This is a genomic window from Edwardsiella hoshinae NBRC 105699 = ATCC 33379 (assembly GCF_000474215.1).
In the GTDB taxonomy this organism is placed as follows: Bacteria; Pseudomonadota; Gammaproteobacteria; order Enterobacterales; family Enterobacteriaceae; genus Edwardsiella; species Edwardsiella hoshinae.
In genome coordinates this window covers 1-18,854 of the sequence record NZ_BAUC01000030.1, presented here as the reverse complement: position 1 = coordinate 18,854, position 18,854 = coordinate 1, and the positions used below count along the sequence as shown (strand labels likewise).

Genomic DNA, 18,854 nt, shown 5'->3' with positions numbered 1-18,854 from the left:
GCGAAGCGGCAGGAGGGTGTAAATAGGTAAATCGATTATTATCATCTATTTGCTGAATATGACAGCAATAGATTGATTCTTGGCCGATGATCTGGTGAGTTTACCCGCGTGTGTTCCAGATAGGGGCTTGCACGGTGGGTGGAGAGAGCGTGGAATCGGGGGATTCGGGCGGGGACAGACCGCCGTTGAGCTCGGCGTATGTGTGCAACCATGCGGCCAGAGTAAGCCCGCGCGCCTCGGCCGGCTTTCGTGTTCGGGACAGGGGACGCAATCCGGTAGGGCAAGGCGATGCTCTTCGGCGTTGGGGCAGCGCTAACGCATCCTAGGTCGCGCATAGGGCCGGCGAGTGGTGCGGCTTTGTCGCAACAAATCCCACCGATTGATCGGCATGAGCACCCTGGGCGTTGCTAGCGACCTCGATTGATAGCGCGCTCCCCACCCATTTACCTGGACGACAAAGGGAAACGCCCAGGTATTGTCGATCCTCGCCGTCATCTGGCGTCGTGTGGCGACGGAGCCGATGTCTTGCCCCGCGAGGCGTTGCGTGCCAGGGCTTTTCCGTATGCCCCCTGATAGAGCGGCATCGTGGCAAAGCCCATTGCTCAGCGGGTGCGCGCCCAAGCAGAGAGAGGCGGATATCCTGCTTGCATCCTACGATCTTTGCCGCGCTTCCTATAACCAGAGCGTTTACTCGAAGAATTTAAAGAAAGGCGATAGACAAAGCAGTACTCCTATCGCCGAGATAAAGACGACTCGCCAAGAATAGTATTTCTTTAATGCGGTGACTTTAAACACCAGATAACAGGGGATAATACACGAGACAATGCCGGCAACGGGGGCGGCTATCTGAGATAATAAGAGAATAGGGAAATGTGTCAGTACCCACCCCCATAATAAAATAATAATAGAGAGGGTGATCCCGCGGCTGACGAGTTTCTCATTGATGGCTTGCTCATCGATAATACGTGAGAGAATATTTACGACAATGCCGGTCATGGCCTCCTGAAATCCGAGATAGTTACCAAAAAAGGCGGTAGCGATGGCGGAAATATTTAATGCTATCGACATTATCTTAATGATATTTCCGGGGATTACTTTGGCGACGATGGCCATCGCCGAGATATTGTGCTGCGCCGCCTCGACCGCCTGATCATGGCTTAACGAGAGCGTAAAAGAAAAGGCGAAGAACAGGACGGCGCAGACCAGGATGGCATAGGCGATACGACTGGCTCGCTGTGCACGGTAGGTGGCGATAATCGGATCGGCCTCGACCTTACGGAAGGCGACGTTCATCGGGCTGAGGATCTGGACGAATAGGATGGAGAACAGGGTGAAAGGTAGGGTAAGGATGGTGCCGACCAATAGCTCGCCAAGGGGCGGAATATTGCCGATATAGCTGAAGTTCCAGTGGGGGATCATCACCACCCCGAGCAGCACGACCACCCCCAGCTTCATTAACACCATCGGCCCAGACACCTTGAAGATGAGTCGCTCGCCCTGGGCGGCGATGCCGACCAGGAAGGCTAAGATCAGCAGCCCATACCACCAGCGATCCGACAGGGGCTCCTGGGTTAGGCCGAAGGTTTGCAGGTAGGAGGCGCTGTCGAAGGTGGCAGAGAGTGAGTAGGTCAGCATGCCGATCAGTAACATGATGAAATAGGTAATGCCGAGGAAGAACCCCCAGTTTTTCCCCAGGTAGTAGGTGATCACCCCGGAGTAATCTTTACACTCTGGGCTTTGAGATAACGTCTTTAGATAAAGCGATTGCATCATATATAGCGCGGGGTAGGCGAATAATACCGATAGGGTAAAGACCCAGATCCCTTTTAATCCAATTTGAATCGGGAGGAAAATAATTCCGGCGCCGATGGCCATGCCGATACACAGAATGACCCAGCCCGCATCATAACTGGTGAATGGAATTTTACTTTTAATCGCAGCTTGTGAAATATCATGGCTATTATCCATAATTTTACCATTATATTAGTGGGAGAGGAGTGGGCAGTTCGCCACTTATAACCTCACTATTTATTTGCCGCCTACTGGTAAAATCACAAACTGTGATCCTGTGAGAATAAAGTTTACTATTGGTGAAATATAATGAATTCATTGTCGAGTGTTAGTGAATTACCCGATGGAAACTAGTCCTGTTATTTATTCGTTTCCCCATATGGTATTAACTTAATCAATTCCATTCCGTTCTCTTGATAAAAGAGGGAACATCAATGCTTAATGCGTATACTCTGCATCAACTCAGTGTCTTTGTGCGTATCATCGAGATGGGGAGCCTGAGTAAGGCGGCGCGAGAGTTGGGGCTATCTCGTTCGGCGGTGAGCAAAAGCCTGGCAACCTTAGAGCAGCAATTGGGCGTGCTGTTAATTAAGCGTAGTACGCGTCGCCTGTTCCTGACGGAGCAGGGGGCGGCGGTCTTTAACCGGGCGATTATGTTGCTCGATGCCTGCCAGGATCTCTTTACTCAACTGCATAGCGAGACGGAGCCAGAGGGGGTATTGCGTCTCTCTTGCTCGGTGGCCTATGGTTCGACCTGTTTGCCTGATGCGATCAGCGCCTATCAACGCCAATTCCCGCGCGTCAGGATCCATGTCGATCTCAACGATGAGTTGATTAATCTGGCGGAAAGAAATTTTGATATGGTGCTCAGGATCACTCAGCGACAGTGGGAGCGCGCGAATGCCTTTCTGTTGGGCAAGGTGAATTGGATCTACTGTTGTTCCCCACACTACTTGCAGGGCAAGCCGGCGATCACTCAGCCAGCGGATCTTTCTCTACACCGTTGTCTTACCAATCCGGTGATGAGCTATCAGGATAAGTGGGTCTTCTGCGGTCGCGATGGGCAGCAGATGATCGCGGTGGACTCGCGTCTGACCTCCAACTCTAGTCTGACACTGCTCAAGGTCTTGCTGAATCACAATGGTGTCTCCTGCCTGCCCGACTATCTGGCAGAGGCTTACATCGCGCGCGGTGAGCTGGTACATCTGTTGCCGGATTATCATGCCGGGATTTTTCACTATCTGTACGCCATCGAAAAGACATCTCGGGTGGTGAACCCATTAACCCGCTCCTTTATCGCACATCTTAAAGCGACGCTACCGGTCTATCACGAGGGCACTGGAGAATAGGGGGAGTCCCGGGGGGATGGGCGGACGATCGTGCGGGGTAGACCGGTGTGGCGCACGACGCGCATGCGCTGATCGCTAACCAACAAAAAGCCCGCACAAGGCGGGCTTTTCAGGAATCTGGCTCCTCTGACTGGACTCGAACCAGTGACATACGGATTAACAGTCCGCCGTTCTACCGACTGAACTACAGAGGAATCGTGACAACGGGGCGCATCATAACGGCCAGGTCTCATGCTGTCAACCGCTAACCCGCAGACGGTAGCGTGAGTGCTGTTTTTCTCGCCGCCGCAAGCTAGGCTTGGGGCGTGGAGAACCGTAGGCCGCTGTCGTAGAGGCGTTGCAGCGGGTCCTGGCGGTAGAAGCGGACAAAGTGGCGATAAACGGCGGGGAAGCGCCCCGCCAGAAGCTCCGGCGCGCTAAAGAAGTATTCGGAGAGGACGGCGAAACACTCCGCCGGCTCGCTGGCGGCATAGGCATCCAGGCTGGCACCCTCTTCACCCAATAGCTCGACCTCCTCCTGGATCGCCGTCATGGCAGCGTGTAGATCATGTTCCCAGGCGGCCACCTCCCGCAGCGGGATCGGCGGAATACCATTGGCGATCCCGGCGTTACGCATGTCGAGCTTATGTGCCGTCTCGTGGATGATCAGGTTGTAACCAGAGCGGTCGAAAGAGTCGCGCACATCCAGCCAGTTGAGCAGTACCGGGCCCTGCAAGCTGCACTGGCCGGCCTGTACTGCCGGGCCGCTGTGCACCAGGCCGATGTCATCCTCCCATTCCTCATGCAACAGGTAGGGCTCTGGGTAGAGTAAGATCTCGTGGAAACCATCGAGCCAGTCGATGCCCAACTCCAGTACCGGCAAGGCAAATAACAAGGCGATGCGAGCCTCCATCAGCGGCGTGACTGGCAGCCCTTGGAGTGGCACCAGGCGCTTGAGGCGGATTACCTGTTGCGCCATGGCGCTCAAACGCCGCTGTTCGTCGTCGCTTAGCGCCGCCAGTAGCGGAATGGTCGCGGCCTCGCGCCAGGGGTAGTTGTCCGGTGCGCTAGGGGGCTGCGTACGCCAAGGCCACTTAATCATGACGGATCCGTTCCTCTTCTTTTTCTGGGCGCGTGAGATGTTCGTGTGGGTGAGGCCGTTAACGCCAGTATATGCGGGGGTATCGCATAGCGTGAGCGTTTTAGCCATTAATGTATTATGCGGGCCGTGTTGATATTAAAAAGGTTGTACTGAGAGGATTGTGATATATATCGCGCTGTTATACCGCGCCGCCCGCCGTGATGGGGGCGGCGCGAATGATCAGTCGCGGCAGCGTTGCAGAATATCCAACTGTGGATTTGCCGCGCTGGTGGTGACATGCATCATCGACAGCAGGGTTGGGAACAGATTGTCGTGTGAGAAGTGCCCCTCACGGGCAGCCTGTTGCAGACACTGGAGATTGATGCGGTTCGCCTTGGCATAGCTATCTGATAGCCAGAGCGACATCGGTACATGGGTCTGTTCGGCGGGGGCGAATTGATAGGGGGTACCGTGCAGATAGAGTCCCTTCTCCCCGAGCGACTCGCCATGGTCGGAGACGTAGTACAGGGCGACATTGTACTGCTGCTCATACCCCTTTAGCCGTTCGATAAACTGATTCACCACATAGTCGGTATACACCAGGGTATTGTCATAGGTGTTGACCAGTTGCTGTTGGCTACAGTTTTCGATGTCGCTGCGCTCGCAGTCCGGCATAAAGACGCGGAAACGCGGCGGGTAACGCAGGTAGTAGGTCGGGCCGTGGCTACCGATCAGGTGGAAGACCAGCAGCTTGCTCTTGCCGTCATCGGGGATCTTCTGTTGCAGGTTCTCCAGCATCACCTCATCGAAGCAGGTCTTGCCGTTACATAACGGGTTGTCGGCCTTGGTCGATACCAGTTCGTTCGGGGTGCGATCGCAAGCCCCTTTACAACCTTCATCGTTGTCGCGCCAGAAGGTGGTGACACCGGCACGGTGCAGCACGTCGATGACGCTGTCGCTGTTACGCGCCACGTTACCGTCGTAATGCGCTCGCGTCAGATTGGAGAACATGCAGGGGACGGAGATGGCGGTGGCGGTACCACAAGAGGTGACGTTACGGAAATAGATCAACCCCGGCTGTTTGGCGCTATAGGGATTGGTGTCCCGCGCATAGCCGCCCAGTGACTGGTTCTGAGCGCGCGCGGTCTCGCCCAGGATGACAAACACCAGTGTCGGTTTCTCGCCCGGCTGAGCGACCAGCTTGGCATCCTCGCCCACCTTACGGAAGGGCATCGGCTTAGTGAGATAGCGGCGGTCGATATACTGCGCCGTGCTATACAGGTAGCTGGCCGGCTGGATCTCCAGGTTCAGGGTTCGGTTGTTGCGCCCGACCGAGGCATAATCTTGGTAATAGAAGCAGGCAACCAGGGCAATCAGCAACAGGGAGAGCAGCATCACCAGCAGGCGGATACCCAAGCGCAACAGGATATTATGGCCATAGATGATGCGGGTCTTCAGCAACAGTAGCGCCGGTAAGACGCCCGCCAACAGCACCCATCCCACCACATAACGGTTAAGGTAGGAGCTTGCCTCGGCGCTATTGGTTTCGAAGATGTTCTCGATCATCGAACGGTCGAAAATCACCTGGTACTTGTATTGGGCGTAGCTGGCCAGCGCAGTGATGACCAGCAACAGGGCGAAAAAGGGTTTCAGCAGCGGGCGGAAACTGAAAGGCATAAACACAAACAGCAGCGCGGCGAATAGCACCAGCGGGATCGACACGACAAAGCCGATGCGGTACTCACCCAGAGCGTGCAGGATGCGATAGAAATGCAATAGAATCGGAATGTTCAGGACCAGCGTGAAATAGCCGGCCAACAACAGCATAACGGTAAGAAAGCTGGCGGAAAGGCCTTTATGTGACAATGAAAACTCCTGCCTGTCAGGCGATAAGCTGCCCGAGGGGCAGATGCAAAAAATAGTTTAAGCCTAAGTAGGGAAACTTAAAATAGCCTTAAGTTAGCGCCTTTTCTCGTGCCCCGCCTTTGTCTGCCAGCCTATAGCGCAGCTGATCGGTCGATAAACCCCGCTTCACAGCGTCTATTCCCGCCATCGCTTCATTTTTACTCTGGCATGCTATGCACTGCGTAATTTTAGGTAGCTATTGCAGTCGGGGATGACGTGGCAGAAGAGAGTGATCTGGAAAAAACCGAAGACCCCACCCCCCACCGAATAGAGAAGGCGCGTGAAAAGGGGCAAATCCCGCGTTCGCGCGAGCTGACCTCTATGTTGATGTTGGCCGTCGGCTTGGCGATCCTGCTGCTTGGCGGCGACTATTTGGCCAGCGCCCTGGCGGTGATGATCGCCCAAGGGTTGCACTTCGACCACCTGTTGCTGAGCAATGACCGACAGATGCTGATCCAACTCGGCATGTTGTTGCGCCAAGCGGTGGCGGCGCTATCCCCGGTGCTGCTGGGGCTGATGCTGGTGGGATGGTGCGCACCGATGCTGATCGGGGGATTCCTGTTTAACCCTGGTTCGATCAAGTGTGACATCAATCGCCTGAATCCGCTCACCGGCTTCAAGCGCATGTTCTCCAGTCAGGTGTTGGCTGAATTGTTGAAAGGCGTGCTCAAGGCCACGTTGGTCGGCTGCGTGACCGGTTGGTTCTTGTGGCGCTACTGGCCGCGCATGTTGCGTCTGATCACCGAGTCTTCTCTGGAGGCGATGGGCGATGCCCTGCACCTGGTGGGGATGTGTGGCTTATTGGTGGTGTTGGGGCTGCTGCCGATGGTGGGTTTTGACGTGTTTTATCAGGTCTGGAGCAACCTGAGTAAGCTGCGCATGACCAAACAGGAAATCAAGGATGAGTTTAAAGAACAGGAGGGCGATCCGCACGTCAAGGGGCGTATTCGCCAACAACAACGCGCCGCCGCCCGCCGCCGCATGATGAGCGATGTACCGAAGGCCGACGTGATCGTAACTAACCCGACGCACTATGCCGTCGCCTTGCAGTATCAAGAGAACAAGATGAGCGCGCCCAAGGTCTTAGCCAAGGGCGCCGGCGATATTGCCCAGCGCATCAAGGCGTTGGGCATGGAGCACCGCATCCCCCAACTGGAGGCACCGCCCCTGGCGCGCGCACTCTACCGTCACAGCGAAATCGGCCAGGCGATCCCCGCGACCCTGTATGCCGCCGTAGCCGAGGTATTGGCCTGGGTCTACCAATTGCAACGTTGGCGACGGGAAGGGGGGCAAGCCCCGAAGAAACCGACAAACTTACCGGTGCCGCCCGCACTGGATTTTGGCGTTACTGACTCCGTAGAAGGAACACCGACCGATGGCTAATCTGGCCGCGCTATTGCGCCTCCCCGGCAATATGAAAGACTCTCAATGGCAGGTATTGGCCGGGCCGATCCTGATCCTGCTGATCCTCTCCATGATGGTGCTGCCGCTGCCGCCTTTCGTGCTGGATCTGCTGTTCACCTTTAACATCGCATTGTCGATCATGGTGTTGTTGGTGGCGATGTTTACCCAGAAGACCCTGGAGTTCGCCGCATTTCCGACCATTTTGCTATTTTCCACGCTGTTGCGTTTGTCGCTTAACGTGGCCTCGACCCGCGTGATCCTGATGAATGGCTATACCGGCGGTGCGTCGGCGGGACAGGTGATCGAGGCGTTCGGTCACTTCCTGGTGGGCGGCAACTTCGCCATCGGTATCGTGGTGTTTATCATCCTGGTGCTGATTAACTTCATGGTCATTACCAAGGGCGCCGGGCGTATCGCCGAGGTCGGCGCGCGTTTCGTCTTGGACGGGATGCCGGGGAAACAAATGGCCATCGATGCCGATCTCAATGCCGGTCTGATCGGCGAGGAGGAGGCGAAGAAACGTCGCGCCGAGGTGACGCAAGAGGCCGACTTCTACGGTTCGATGGACGGTGCCAGTAAGTTCGTGCGCGGCGATGCCATCGCCGGCTTGATGATCATGGCGCTCAACGTCGTCGGCGGACTGTTGATCGGCGTCATCCAGCATGGCATGTCGGTCGGCCAGGCCGCAGAGACTTATACTCTGTTGACCATCGGTGATGGCTTGGTCGCACAGATCCCGGCACTGGTGATTTCCACCGCGGCCGGCGTGATCGTCACACGCGTCAGCACCGATCAAGACGTTGGCGAACAGATGGTGACTCAGCTGTTCAACAACCCGCGGGTACTGATCCTCAGCGGCGCGGTGCTGGGGTTGTTGGGCTTAGTCCCGGGCATGCCTAACCTGGTATTTCTGCTGTTTACCGCCGCATTGCTGGGCACCGCCTGGTGGATGAGCAAGCGTACGGCCCAGGCCGAACAGCAGCAGGAGCAGATGCCGCTGCCGGAGAGTCAGCCGGTGATGGAGGCCAGTTGGGATGATGTTCAACTGGAGGATCCGTTGGGACTGGAGGTGGGCTACCGTTTGATCCCGCTGGTGGATTTCCAACAGAACGGCGAGTTGCTGGGACGTATACGCAGCATTCGTAAGAAATTCGCCCAAACGATGGGCTTTCTGCCGCCGGTGGTACACATCCGCGACAACCTGGAGTTGCAGCCCTCCGGCTACCGCATCCTGTTAAAAGGGATCGAAGCCGGGCGCGGTGAGGCGCATCCGGGGCGCTGGTTGGCGATCAATCCCGGTAATGCCGCCGGCACCTTAGAGGGGCAGGTGACCACCGATCCCGCCTTTGGCTTGCCGGCGATCTGGATCGACAGCGCATTGCGTGAGCAGGCACAGATCCAGGGCTATACCGTGGTGGAGGCCAGCACGGTGGTGGCGACCCACCTTAACCATATTATCAGCCTGCATGCTAGCGATCTGTTTGGCCGCCAAGAGGCGCAGCAACTGATGGATCGCGTCTCGCACGAGATGCCGAAGTTGACGGAAGACTTTATTCCCGGGGTGGTCACGTTGACCATCCTGCATAAGGTGCTCCAAAACCTGCTGGCCGAAAAAGTGTCGATTCGTGATATGCGCACCATCATCGAAACGCTGGCAGAGCACGCGCCGATTCAGAAAGATCCCTATGAGCTGACTGCATTAGTCCGTGTGGCCTTGGGGCGGGCCATTAGCCAGCAGTGGTTCCCAGGGGAGGGGGAGATCCAGGTCATCGGCTTGGATACGCCGTTGGAGCGTTTGTTGTTACAGGCCTTACAGGGTGGCGGCGGCTTGGAGCCGGGACTGGCGGATCGCCTGCTGGATCAGGCGCGCCAGGCGTTGCAGCGCCAAGAGTTGCTCGGTGCGCCGCCGGTATTGTTGGTCAACCACGCGTTGCGTCCGTTATTGGCGCGCTTCCTCCACCGTTCATTACCCCAGTTGGCGGTACTCTCTAACTTGGAGATCAGCGATAACCGCCAGATCCGCATGACTTCAACCATCGGCGGGGCGGAGTAAACGATGCGCCCGCTGATCGCACTATGTCTGTGGGGATGGCTGGCGATGGCGTGGGGTGCCGCCGGCGGGAGTTGGTCGGCGGAGAGTAGCGGCTTGCCGTTAAGTCAGTTGGGGGTGGTGCGCAACCAACCCCAACTGGCTCCCTTGCCCGGTCAAGTGCCTGCCGGTGCGCGTATCGACGATGTGTTGTGGCAGATCTCGCTGTTGAGCCCCGCGCCGACCGGGTTGACGCTGCAACTGTGCACGACGCGGCGTTGCATGGCGTTAGACGGCTTATCGGGGCGCGCCCTTGGCTTGAGCGGTGAGCCCGCCGACAGCACGTTGCGGGTGGTGATGTGGGTCGCGGGCCAGGGAAGCCTCTACCCGCCGATTAACGTGGTCAGTCAGCAGGTCATCGTCAATTATCACTGAGTACAGCCATCCAGAGCCCCGTTTTTAGCGGGGCGTGTGGTACTCGCCGCAGGCTAACACGTCATCTCTCCCCCGAGGGAAACCCGTTCTCTCGTATGATCTCACCGTATGATGACCGACAGCTCGATGGACTGACACCGCCGTGTTCCCCGTAGCAACGTCACGCGGGGCACGAGGCAAGCTGGCGCTGCATTGCATAGCAAACGGGGGGAACGCGGGAGAAGTTATCTCCAGAGAGGTGGGATGACCCGCCGATTAACCGGGTTCGTCAGCGGGTGTTGCTTCGGCGCGCGGTGTACGTTACACGCCCGCGTTCCGGCGAGTGTCCTGGTGTTGGCGCAAAGGCCTAAATGCGTAATTTGCGGGCGTTGAGTAAGCCACTCTGGGTCTGACCATCCGGCCCATAAAGTGCTTGGCCGTGACGGCTCTGTAGCGTCCCCAGTGCCTGCTGATTGTAGGACAGGTGACGATTGAGCAACTCGCCGTTGTGCTGGTTCATCTCATGCAGTTGGCGTGTCAGCGTCAGGATCGTCTGCCACAGCGCAGCCAATTGTGGATCGGTATAGGGCGGCTGTGTGGCGGCATCACGCCGCCGCTGATCGAGATGGCGCAGATTGGCCAGCTGATTCTCTTTTTCTAACGTCACGGCCTGTAGGTGCACCGCATCGACCTGACCGGCGCACAGCAACTGTTGCTCCTGGTTCAGCGTGACGTTGAGGGCCTGCAAGATTTCCACCATCTGTTGCAGGTGAACGACTGTGTCTGCCATTAAGCTTATTTATCCTTTAAATAGGCGAACGTATCCTGCAATAAGGCATCGGCGATTTTACCGGTATCCATCTTCAGCTCCCCGCTGCGGATCGCCTGTTTCAATGCTTCGACGCGCGTGGTGTTGATATCGCGGCTATTCGGTTGCATCAGGCGAGCCTGGGCGTCACTCAGCTTGACCTGGGTGCCGATAACGCTTTCCTGGCTGCTGGCGACCTTGCGGGTCTGTTGCGCCGCATCCTGAGGTTCACGGGCCTGAAGCTGGCTGATGGCACTCAGCGCGGAGGTACGATCTATGCTCATCGTTATGGTCTCTCTGGTTGACCACGCCACCGGGTGTGGCGGGTGGCTATCCGGTCTTTATCTTCTTTAGCTATGTCATCGGCAAATTAATCAATAACTTTAGCCATAATGTAGCGATATTTATCTGTTTATTTCCACCGATGACCGTGAATGCTCACGCTATCCGTGCATGACGGCATTATAAGGTTACCGTGAGCGTCCCCGGGCCACTGGCTTTGCCGCTGATCACCTGGCCCGAGGCGGTGCGCGCACGCACGACGTCGGCCAACGCCGCATTGTTCATGGCCCGCCCTTCGCTACTGACATTGAAGCCATCGCCTTGCGCCAGGATCTGGACCTGTTGGCCGGCGCGGATCACCCAGGTTCGGCGCACCATGCCGGCGGTGATCGGTTGTCCGGCGCCAATGCTGCGTAAGGTGGTCGCTCCCTCTAGACGTGAGAGATCGAGAATAGTACCGGGAGGCAGGGTGTCGAGTCGACCCCGCGTCAGGCGAAATTGCGTCGTGCTGAGGTTTTGTCCACGATTGAGCGCCTTAACGGTGACAGGATAGCGCCCGGTGACCTGTACCTCGGTTTGCAGGTAACGCCGCGCTTCGGGACACTGCACCAATACACTGAGCCGTCCCCAACGGCGCGGTGAGGCGAGTTGACTGATCTGTGGCTGTAGGCAATGGGGCCATTGTTCGGCTTCGGACAGGAGGGTGACCCGCACCTGATAGGCATCGCCAGGAAACTGTTGTTGGAAGTAGGCTTGAATCGCTGCTGGTAAGGAGGCATCCGCCGTCATCGGCGCCGCGTCACAGCTGGGTGCCGCCAACCCTAAGGTGGCGGCGAGCGGCACCGTCAGGCGCAATAATCGTCGCAGCATGCTTTTATCTCCCGGTTAAATCCCCATCACGCATAGGGTGTTTTCTGTACCCGCGGCGATAGTTTACCCGGGCAGGCTAAAAGTAAAGGCGCTAAATAGCAGGCCAATTACGCCTTATTCTCGCCATCGGCTTTACCTGTGCAGACCTATCCTATGCACTCCAAATTGTCATTGACATAGGGTGGGGGAGCTTTTCCGCCATCCCAGCTAACCGATAGCGGAGACGGTATGCTCGATAAACTGGATGCCGCGTTTCGTTTTCAGCAGGAGGCCCTGAATCTGCGCGCGCAGCGTCAGGAGATCCTGGCTGCGAACATCGCCAACGCGGATACCCCCGGCTACCAGGCCCGGGACATTGATTTTGCCTCACAGCTGTCACGCATCCTGGAACAGGGGCGTCCCGACGGCAGTAGCATGGCGCTTTCACTCACCTCGGCACGCCACATTCCGGCGCAGACCGTACAACCGCCGACGCTGGATCTGTTGTACCGCGTGCCGGATCAGCCCTCATTGGATGGCAACACCGTCGATATGGATCGCGAACGTACGCAGTTTGCCGATAACAGCCTGCGCTACCAAACCGATCTCACCGTCCTTACCGGCCAGATTAAAAGCATGATGTCCGTGCTGCAACAGGGGTAATCCATGTCGCTCTTATCCATTTTTGATATTTCCGGCTCTGCGCTGACGGCGCAGTCCAAACGCATGAACGTGGCGGCCAGTAACCTGGCGAACGCCGACAGCGTGACCGGTCCCGATGGCGAGCCGTATCGCGCCAAGCAGGTGGTCTTCCAGGTGAAACCCGGCGCGGGCGAAGAGATCGGCGGAGTACAGGTCAGCCAGGTGGTTGAGGACCCCTCGCCGGATCGTCTGGTCTACCAGCCGGGTAACCCGCTGGCCGATGCCAAAGGTTATGTGCGTATGCCTAACGTAGACGTGGTCGGGGAGATGGTGAACTCCATCGCCGCATCGCGCAGCTACCAGGCGAACGTCGAGGTGTTGAACACCACCAAGTCCTTGATGATGAAGACGTTAACTCTCGGCCAATAACAGGAGGCGCCATGGCGATTTCCGTATCGCTTAACGATCCGGTTAATACCGGCTCACCCGTCAATGCCAGCAGTAAGAATGGGCTGGTGGCGGACAACAGTCAGGATCTACAGAACAACTTCTTGACGTTGCTGGTGGCGCAACTGCGTAACCAAGATCCGACCAATCCGTTGCAGAACAATGAGCTGACGACCCAGTTGGCGCAGATCAGTACGGTGAGCGGCATCGAGAAACTGAATACCACCCTGGGCAGTATCTCTGGCCAGATCAATAGCAATCAGTCGCTACAGGCCTCCAGCCTGATCGGCCACGGCGTGATGATCCCGGGGAAAACGATTCTGACAGGGAAAGGCGAGGGGGACGGGAAGGTCAGCACCACCCCCTTCGGTTTCGAACTGGAGAGCGGCGCGCAGAGTGTGGTGGTCACCATCACCGATAACACCGGCAAGGTGGTCAAGCAGATCGACATGGGCAGCCATAACGCCGGTGTCTTTAGCTATACCTGGGACGGCAAGGGTGAGGATGGTGTTGAGGTGCCGGACGGAGCCTATAACTTCAGCGTTAGCGCCAGCAATCAGGGACAGCAGACGGTGGTGCAGCCGTTGCATTTCGCCATGGTTAATGGGGTCACCCAAAGCAGCAAAGGCCCGTTGTTAGAGCTGGGGCTGGCGGGCTCGGCCACGCTGGCGGATGTTCGCCAGATCTTGTAATCGCGGCCGGACCAGCCGGCCTTTACTGAACTTAGAGACAGGATTTTACTATGGGATTCTCTCAAGCAATCAGCGGCATGAACGCCGCCTCCAGTCAGCTGGATGTGATTGGCAACAACATCGCCAACTCGCAGACTGTCGGCTTCAAATCAGGCTCGGTGACTTTCGCCGACATGTTCGCCGGCTCCAAGGTGGGGTTAGGGGTGACCGTCGCCAGCGTAAACCAGGACTTTAAAGACGGCACCACCACCACCACCAACCGTGGTCTGGATGTGGCCATCAGCGGTCAGGGTTTCTTCCGTATGCAAGACCCCAACGGCAGCGTCTACTACACCCGTAACGGCCAATTTTCCAAGGATGCCAAGGGGTTTCTGACCAACGCCCAGGGCATGTACCTGACGGGCTACCCGGCCTCGGGGACGCCGCCGACCATTCAGCAGGGGGCTGATCCGGTGCCGATCCAGATCCCGACCGGGCTGATGCCGGCCAAGGCCAGTACCCAAGGCAGTATGGTGCTGAACTTGAACTCGGCGAATCCGGCGATCGACAGTACGGCACTGCCGTTCGATCCGAGCAAGGTCGATACCTATACCTACGCTACCTCGATGACCACCTACGATTCGTTGGGCAATGTCCACAATATGAATCTGTATTTTGTGAAAGGGGCATCCACCACGAAGGCGCCGATCACGACAGCCTGGCATGTCTATTCTGTGGATAGCGCGGCCCCGGCCGGAACCAAACCGCAGGATGTCGGCGCATTGACCTTTGACAGTAACGGTGAGCTGGCGAAGGGAACCGCGCCGTTGACCCTAAATATGGCCGCCAGCAACGGCGCGCCGGCACAGACCTTTACCCTCGACTTCACCGGCACCCGCCAGCAGAACACCGGCAAGGATGGTGTAACCTCCAAGACACAGGATGGCTACAAGGCGGGTGAATTGACGGGATACCAGATCAACGACGACGGCACCATCACCGGCAGCTACACCAACCAGCAGAAGCAGCTGTTGGGGCAGATCGTGATGGCTAACTTCGCCGCCCCGGAAGGGCTGGTCTCCGAAGGCAACAACGTGTGGAGTGAGAGCGCCAAGTCTGGCCAGCCGATCGTCGGCACCGCTGGAACCAGCGGCCTGGGCAGCCTGACCAGCGGAGCGGTCGAGGCTTCTAACGTCGATCTGAGCAAGCAACTGGTCGACATGATCGTAGCACAGCGCAACTACCAGTCTAACGCCCAGACCATCAAGACGCAGGATCAGATCCTGCAAACCCTGGTCAACCTGCGTTAATTCCGCATGACAACCGCCCGCATCTTGGGCGGTATGACGAGACGAGTTAAATGGATCACGCGATTTATACCGCGATGGGGGCTGCCAGTCAGACCCTGAACCAGCAGGCCATCGCGGCCAACAACATGGCTAACGCGACCACGCCGGGCTTTCGCGCCCAGTTGGCGGCGTTGCGCGCCGTGCCGGTCGACGGCGAGTCGCTGGAGACCCGTACCTTGGTGACCGCCTCGACGCCGATGCACGATCTGAGTATGGGTAAGCTGGACTACACCGAACGTCCGCTGGATGTGGCATTGCAGCAGGATGGGTGGTTGGCGATCCAGATGCCTGACGGCACTGAGGCCTATACCCGTAACGGTAGTCTACAGATCAACCCGCAGGGAATGTTGACCGCGCAAGGGCACCTGGTGATGGGCGACAACGGCCCGATCGCCGTGCCCGACCGCGCCCAACTGACCATCGCCGCCGATGGCACCATCACCGCATTGGGCGCGGGCGATAAGCCGAATGCCACCACGCAGATCGGCCGGCTGAAGCTGGTCAAAGCCAGCGCCCGGGAAGTGGTGCATGGCGACGATGGGGTGTTTCATCTGACGCCGGAGACCGAGCGCCAGCGCGGCGCTCAACTGCCGCTAGATCCGACGCTGAAGGTGATGCCGGGCGTGTTGGAAGGCAGCAATGTCCAACCGGTTGAGGCGATGGTCAACATGATCACTAACGCCCGCCGTTTTGAGATGCAGATGAAGGTCATCCGTAGCGTGGATGACAACGAACAGAAAGCCAATCAGCTGTTATCACTGAGCTAACAGCGCGGGAGTTATCATGATCCGATCACTATACATCGCCAAGACCGGGCTGGAAGCCCAACAAACTAACATGGACGTGATCGCCAACAACTTGGCTAACGTCAGCACCAACGGATTTAAGCGTCAACGGGCGGTGTTTGAAGACCTGTTATATCAGACCTTGCGTCAGCCGGGGGCTCAGTCCTCCGAACAAACCACTCTGCCTTCCGGCTTGCAGTTGGGGACCGGTGTCCGTCCGGTCGCCACCGAGCGTCTGCACAGCCAGGGCAACCTGTCGCAGACCAATAACAGTAAAGATGTGGCGATCAAGGGCCAGGGCTTCTTCCAGGTTACCCTGCCTGACGGCAGTCAGGCCTACACCCGCGACGGTTCGTTTCAGGTGGATCAGAATGGTCAGTTGGTGACCGCCAGCGGCTTTCAGGTCTCGCCGGCGATCACCATCCCGGCCAACGCCACCAGCATGACCATCGGTCGCGACGGTATCGTCAGCGTCACCGTACAAGGGCAGGCGGCGGCGCAGCAGGTTGGTCAGTTAACCCTGAGTACCTTTATCAACGATGCCGGTCTGGAGAGTGTGGGCGAGAACCTGTACCAAGAGACCGACAGCTCCGGCGCCCCGACAGAGAGCACCCCAGGATTGAATGGCGCGGGTTTGTTGTACCAGGGCTATGTCGAGACCTCTAACGTCAACGTGGCCGAAGAGCTGGTCAACATGATCCAGACTCAACGCGCCTATGAAATCAACAGTAAGGCGATCAGCACCTCCGATCAGATGCTCCAGCGTCTGACGCAGCTGTAATGCGTGGCCGCCCCCCAGCGGGGGCGGCGTACGTCAGCGCCAGAGGTAGCGTAAATCGACGTTAATGGCAGAAAAAGGCAGAAAAACGATGCAAAGACATTCGGGAATCGCGCTGTGGTGTGCGCTGGCGTTGTCGGGCTGCGCCTATATTCCCCACGACCAGGTGGTGACCGGGCCGACGACTGCCACGCCGGCACCGGCGACGCCGCCTCGTGCCAATGGCTCCATTTTCCAAGGCGTACAGCCGATGAACTACGGCTATCAGCCGCTGTTCGAGGATCGTCGCCCGCGTAATATCGGTGACATCCTGACCATCGTATTGCAAGAGAATGTCAGCGCCAGTAAGAGCTCTTCGGCGAATGCCAGCCGTAACGGCGGTTCGAAGTTCGACTTCGCCACGGTGCCGCGTTACTTGGAAGGGCTGTTCGGTAATGCGCGCGCCAATATGGAAGTCAACGGTGAGAATCAGTTCAACGGGAAAGGGGGGGCCAACGCCAACAACACCTTTAGCGGAACCATCACCGTCACCGTGGCCGATGTGCTGTCCAACGGTAACCTGAAGGTGGTCGGCGAGAAGCAGATCGCCATCAACCAAGGCACCGAATACATCCGTTTCTCTGGCGTCGTGAATCCGCGCACCATTAGTGGCAATAACTCGGTGCCGTCGACGCAGGTAGCCGACGCCCGCATCGAATACGTCGGCAGCGGTTATATCAACGAGGCACAGAACATGGGCTGGTTGCAGCGTTTCTTCCTCAATCTCTCCCCCTATTGATAGGTATTTGGCTATGGGTAACGTTAGACAATCCCCTCGCTGGCGTCGCGCCGGCGTTTGGCTCGGCAGCCTGTTGCTGGCGCTAGGGCTGCTGAGCCAAGGCGCATGGGCTGAGCGTATTCGCGATCTCACCTCCATCCAGGGCGTGCGTAACAATGCCCTGATCGGCTATGGCCTGGTGGTTGGGCTGGATGGCACCGGCGACCAGACGATGCAGACGCCGTTTACCACGCAGAGCCTCAACAATATGTTGTCGCAGTTGGGGATCACTGTTCCCGCCGGCACCAATATGCAACTGAAGAACGTGGCGGCGGTGATGGTTACCGCGAATCTGCCTCCCTTCGCCAAGCCAGGGCAGACCATCGATGTGGTGGTCTCGTCGATGGGTAACGCCAAGAGTCTGCGTGGTGGAACATTATTGATGACCCCGCTGAAAGGGGTCGACAACCAGGTGTATGCCCTCGCACAGGGGAACGTGTTGGTCGGTGGGGCTGGTGCTTCGGCCGGCGGCAGCAGCGTACAGGTGAATCAGCTGTCGGGGGGCCGCATCAGCGGCGGCGCCACCATCGAACGCGCGGTGCCGACCACCTTCGGTAACAGCAACGTGATCAACCTGGAGCTGAATAACGAAGACTTCTCCTTGGCGCAGCGTATTAGCGATGCGATTAACCGCGCCAACGGCTTGGGCGCCGCCACGCCGTTGGATGCTCGGACCGTACAGGTCTTGGTGCCGCAGGGCGGCAGCAATCAGGTGCGCGTTTTAGCGAATATTCAGAATATTGAGGTCAACGTCGGCACCTTCGACGCCAAGGTGATCATCAACTCACGTACCGGCTCGGTGGTGATGAACCGCAACGTCGAATTGGATTCGTGCGCCGTAGCCCAGGGGAGCCTGTCGGTGGTGGTCGATCGCCAGATGAATGTCAGTCAGCCGAATACGCCGTTCGGCGGCGGCCAGACGGTGGTGACGCCAAACACGCAGATCTCGGTCAATCAAGGCGGCGGATCGCTGCATCAGGTTAGGGCGGGTGCCAACCTGAATAGCGTGGTCCGGGCCTTGAACGCCTTGGGGGCGACGCCGAACGATCTGATGTCAATCCTGCAAGCGATGCAGAGTGCAGGCTGCTTGCGTGCCAAGTTGGAGATCATCTAATGGCCGACGATAGCCTGGCGTTTAGCAGCGCTGCCTACGATGCGCAGGCGCTTAATTCGCTGAAATACAGCGCCGCTGGCGGCTCCGACAAAGCATTGCGTGAGACAGCGCGTCAGATGGAGGGCATGTTTCTGCAAATGATGCTCAAGAGCATGCGCCAGGCGACGCCGCAGGAGGGGCTGCTCGACAGCGAACAGAGCCGCCTCTATACCTCGCTGTACGATCAGCAGGTGGCGCAGGAGATGGCGGCAGGCAAGGGGATGGGCATCGCCGATATGCTGTATAAGCAGATGCGCGGCGCCCATCACCCTCAGCCGGCGATCCCCGCCAGTGTCGGGGTGGCACCGCTAGCGTTGGATG

19 protein-coding genes and 1 tRNA gene are annotated in these 18,854 nt (G+C 57.9%); 13 read left to right on the top strand and 7 right to left on the bottom strand.

What is annotated here, in order from left to right; all coding sequences use genetic code 11:
• Positions 1 to 687 precede the first annotated feature (687 nt).
• Positions 688 to 1,968 carry an amino acid permease gene (locus EHO01S_RS12995; RefSeq protein WP_035370596.1) on the bottom strand — a complete coding sequence of 427 codons (1,281 nt, stop codon included), beginning with the start codon at positions 1,966 to 1,968 and terminating at the stop codon, positions 688 to 690.
• 257 nt (positions 1,969 to 2,225) lie between these two features.
• Here EHO01S_RS12995 and EHO01S_RS12990 point away from each other — a divergent pair, with 257 nt between their 5' ends.
• Positions 2,226 to 3,140, top strand: coding sequence for a LysR family transcriptional regulator (locus EHO01S_RS12990; protein WP_024524359.1), 915 nt, complete (start codon positions 2,226 to 2,228; stop codon positions 3,138 to 3,140).
• 118 nt (positions 3,141 to 3,258) lie between these two features.
• On the opposite strand, the gene EHO01S_RS12985 is transcribed toward EHO01S_RS12990, so the two are convergent.
• The 3 genes from EHO01S_RS12985 to EHO01S_RS12975 form a co-directional block, all read right to left on the bottom strand.
• Positions 3,259 to 3,334: transfer RNA gene (locus EHO01S_RS12985), tRNA-Asn, on the bottom strand.
• Between the two features lie 98 nt (positions 3,335 to 3,432).
• Complete coding sequence (gene mtfA / locus EHO01S_RS12980; protein WP_024524358.1) at positions 3,433 to 4,221, bottom strand: DgsA anti-repressor MtfA; 789 nt, start codon at positions 4,219 to 4,221, stop codon at positions 3,433 to 3,435.
• Between the two features lie 219 nt (positions 4,222 to 4,440).
• A complete protein-coding gene (locus EHO01S_RS12975; protein ID WP_024524357.1) occupies positions 4,441 to 6,066 on the bottom strand; it encodes a phosphoethanolamine transferase in 1,626 nt (541 codons plus the stop codon).
• Positions 6,067 to 6,321: 255 nt separating this feature from the next.
• Between EHO01S_RS12975 and flhB the strand changes: the two genes are divergently transcribed.
• From flhB to EHO01S_RS12960, 3 genes are read left to right on the top strand one after another with little or no spacing between them, the layout of a single operon-like run.
• The gene (gene flhB / locus EHO01S_RS12970; RefSeq protein ID WP_024524356.1) at positions 6,322 to 7,488 is read left to right on the top strand and encodes a flagellar biosynthesis protein FlhB; all 1,167 of its coding nucleotides are present in this window, start codon (positions 6,322 to 6,324) and stop codon (positions 7,486 to 7,488) included.
• A complete protein-coding gene (flhA, locus tag EHO01S_RS12965; protein WP_024524355.1) occupies positions 7,481 to 9,562 on the top strand; it encodes a flagellar biosynthesis protein FlhA in 2,082 nt (693 codons plus the stop codon). Before flhB ends, flhA begins: the two co-directional genes overlap by 8 nt.
• 3 nt (positions 9,563 to 9,565) lie before the next feature.
• A complete protein-coding gene (locus EHO01S_RS12960) occupies positions 9,566 to 9,973 on the top strand; it encodes a flagellar protein FlhE (protein ID WP_024524354.1) in 408 nt (135 codons plus the stop codon).
• A gap of 346 nt (positions 9,974 to 10,319) precedes the next feature.
• Here the strand turns inward: EHO01S_RS12960 and EHO01S_RS12955 are convergent, their stop codons facing one another.
• The 3 genes from EHO01S_RS12955 to flgA form a co-directional block, all read right to left on the bottom strand.
• On the bottom strand, positions 10,320 to 10,742 hold the full coding sequence (locus tag EHO01S_RS12955; protein ID WP_024524353.1) for a flagella synthesis protein FlgN: 423 nt from the start codon (positions 10,740 to 10,742) through the stop codon (positions 10,320 to 10,322).
• 5 nt (positions 10,743 to 10,747) lie between these two features.
• Positions 10,748 to 11,044, bottom strand: coding sequence for a flagellar biosynthesis anti-sigma factor FlgM (gene flgM / locus EHO01S_RS12950; RefSeq protein ID WP_024524352.1), 297 nt, complete (start codon positions 11,042 to 11,044; stop codon positions 10,748 to 10,750).
• A gap of 178 nt (positions 11,045 to 11,222) precedes the next feature.
• Positions 11,223 to 11,912: a flagellar basal body P-ring formation chaperone FlgA gene (gene flgA, locus EHO01S_RS12940; RefSeq protein WP_024524351.1), complete on the bottom strand. Its 690-nt coding sequence runs from the start codon at positions 11,910 to 11,912 to the stop codon at positions 11,223 to 11,225.
• Between the two features lie 228 nt (positions 11,913 to 12,140).
• Here flgA and flgB point away from each other — a divergent pair, with 228 nt between their 5' ends.
• The 9 genes from flgB to EHO01S_RS12895 all read left to right on the top strand — a co-directional run.
• Positions 12,141 to 12,554 (top strand): flagellar basal body rod protein FlgB, encoded by a 414-nt coding sequence (flgB, locus tag EHO01S_RS12935; protein ID WP_005284295.1) that lies wholly within the window; start codon positions 12,141 to 12,143, stop codon positions 12,552 to 12,554.
• A 3-nt stretch (positions 12,555 to 12,557) separates the two neighbouring features.
• A complete protein-coding gene (gene flgC, locus EHO01S_RS12930; protein WP_024524350.1) occupies positions 12,558 to 12,962 on the top strand; it encodes a flagellar basal body rod protein FlgC in 405 nt (134 codons plus the stop codon).
• Between the two features lie 11 nt (positions 12,963 to 12,973).
• Positions 12,974 to 13,672, top strand: coding sequence for a flagellar hook assembly protein FlgD (gene flgD / locus EHO01S_RS12925; protein ID WP_024524349.1), 699 nt, complete (start codon positions 12,974 to 12,976; stop codon positions 13,670 to 13,672).
• 50 nt (positions 13,673 to 13,722) lie between these two features.
• Positions 13,723 to 14,961 (top strand): flagellar hook protein FlgE, encoded by a 1,239-nt coding sequence (gene flgE, locus EHO01S_RS12920; RefSeq protein WP_024524348.1) that lies wholly within the window; start codon positions 13,723 to 13,725, stop codon positions 14,959 to 14,961.
• Positions 14,962 to 15,011: 50 nt separating this feature from the next.
• The gene (locus EHO01S_RS12915; RefSeq protein ID WP_024524347.1) at positions 15,012 to 15,767 is read left to right on the top strand and encodes a flagellar basal body rod protein FlgF; all 756 of its coding nucleotides are present in this window, start codon (positions 15,012 to 15,014) and stop codon (positions 15,765 to 15,767) included.
• A 16-nt stretch (positions 15,768 to 15,783) separates the two neighbouring features.
• On the top strand, positions 15,784 to 16,566 hold the full coding sequence (flgG, locus tag EHO01S_RS12910) for a flagellar basal-body rod protein FlgG (protein ID WP_005284308.1): 783 nt from the start codon (positions 15,784 to 15,786) through the stop codon (positions 16,564 to 16,566).
• A gap of 88 nt (positions 16,567 to 16,654) precedes the next feature.
• The gene (flgH, locus tag EHO01S_RS12905) at positions 16,655 to 17,341 is read left to right on the top strand and encodes a flagellar basal body L-ring protein FlgH (RefSeq protein ID WP_024524346.1); all 687 of its coding nucleotides are present in this window, start codon (positions 16,655 to 16,657) and stop codon (positions 17,339 to 17,341) included.
• Positions 17,342 to 17,354: 13 nt separating this feature from the next.
• Positions 17,355 to 18,494: a flagellar basal body P-ring protein FlgI gene (locus tag EHO01S_RS12900; RefSeq protein ID WP_024524345.1), complete on the top strand. Its 1,140-nt coding sequence runs from the start codon at positions 17,355 to 17,357 to the stop codon at positions 18,492 to 18,494.
• Positions 18,494 to 18,854: rod-binding protein (locus tag EHO01S_RS12895; protein WP_024524344.1), on the top strand; the 361-nt coding region annotated here is incomplete at its 3' end. The genes EHO01S_RS12900 and EHO01S_RS12895, both read left to right, overlap by 1 nt.

What these genes read in the sequence shown, in the direction of transcription:
- flhA (WP_024524355.1), top strand. Translation starts at nt 7,481, where the DNA reads ATGGCTAATCTGGCCGCGCTATTGCGCCTCCCCGGCAATATGAAAGAC.
- flgA (WP_024524351.1), bottom strand. Translation starts at nt 11,912, where the DNA reads ATGCTGCGACGATTATTGCGCCTGACGGTGCCGCTCGCCGCCACCTTA.
- EHO01S_RS12995 (WP_035370596.1), bottom strand. Translation starts at nt 1,968, where the DNA reads ATGGATAATAGCCATGATATTTCACAAGCTGCGATTAAAAGTAAAATT.
- flgC (WP_024524350.1), top strand. Translation starts at nt 12,558, where the DNA reads ATGTCGCTCTTATCCATTTTTGATATTTCCGGCTCTGCGCTGACGGCG.
- flgD (WP_024524349.1), top strand. Translation starts at nt 12,974, where the DNA reads ATGGCGATTTCCGTATCGCTTAACGATCCGGTTAATACCGGCTCACCC.
- EHO01S_RS12900 (WP_024524345.1), top strand. Translation starts at nt 17,355, where the DNA reads ATGGGTAACGTTAGACAATCCCCTCGCTGGCGTCGCGCCGGCGTTTGG.
- flgE (WP_024524348.1), top strand. Translation starts at nt 13,723, where the DNA reads ATGGGATTCTCTCAAGCAATCAGCGGCATGAACGCCGCCTCCAGTCAG.
- flgM (WP_024524352.1), bottom strand. Translation starts at nt 11,044, where the DNA reads ATGAGCATAGATCGTACCTCCGCGCTGAGTGCCATCAGCCAGCTTCAG.
- flgB (WP_005284295.1), top strand. Translation starts at nt 12,141, where the DNA reads ATGCTCGATAAACTGGATGCCGCGTTTCGTTTTCAGCAGGAGGCCCTG.
- flgG (WP_005284308.1), top strand. Translation starts at nt 15,784, where the DNA reads ATGATCCGATCACTATACATCGCCAAGACCGGGCTGGAAGCCCAACAA.
- EHO01S_RS12990 (WP_024524359.1), top strand. Translation starts at nt 2,226, where the DNA reads ATGCTTAATGCGTATACTCTGCATCAACTCAGTGTCTTTGTGCGTATC.
- flgH (WP_024524346.1), top strand. Translation starts at nt 16,655, where the DNA reads ATGCAAAGACATTCGGGAATCGCGCTGTGGTGTGCGCTGGCGTTGTCG.
- EHO01S_RS12955 (WP_024524353.1), bottom strand. Translation starts at nt 10,742, where the DNA reads ATGGCAGACACAGTCGTTCACCTGCAACAGATGGTGGAAATCTTGCAG.
- mtfA (WP_024524358.1), bottom strand. Translation starts at nt 4,221, where the DNA reads ATGATTAAGTGGCCTTGGCGTACGCAGCCCCCTAGCGCACCGGACAAC.
- EHO01S_RS12960 (WP_024524354.1), top strand. Translation starts at nt 9,566, where the DNA reads ATGCGCCCGCTGATCGCACTATGTCTGTGGGGATGGCTGGCGATGGCG.
- EHO01S_RS12915 (WP_024524347.1), top strand. Translation starts at nt 15,012, where the DNA reads ATGGATCACGCGATTTATACCGCGATGGGGGCTGCCAGTCAGACCCTG.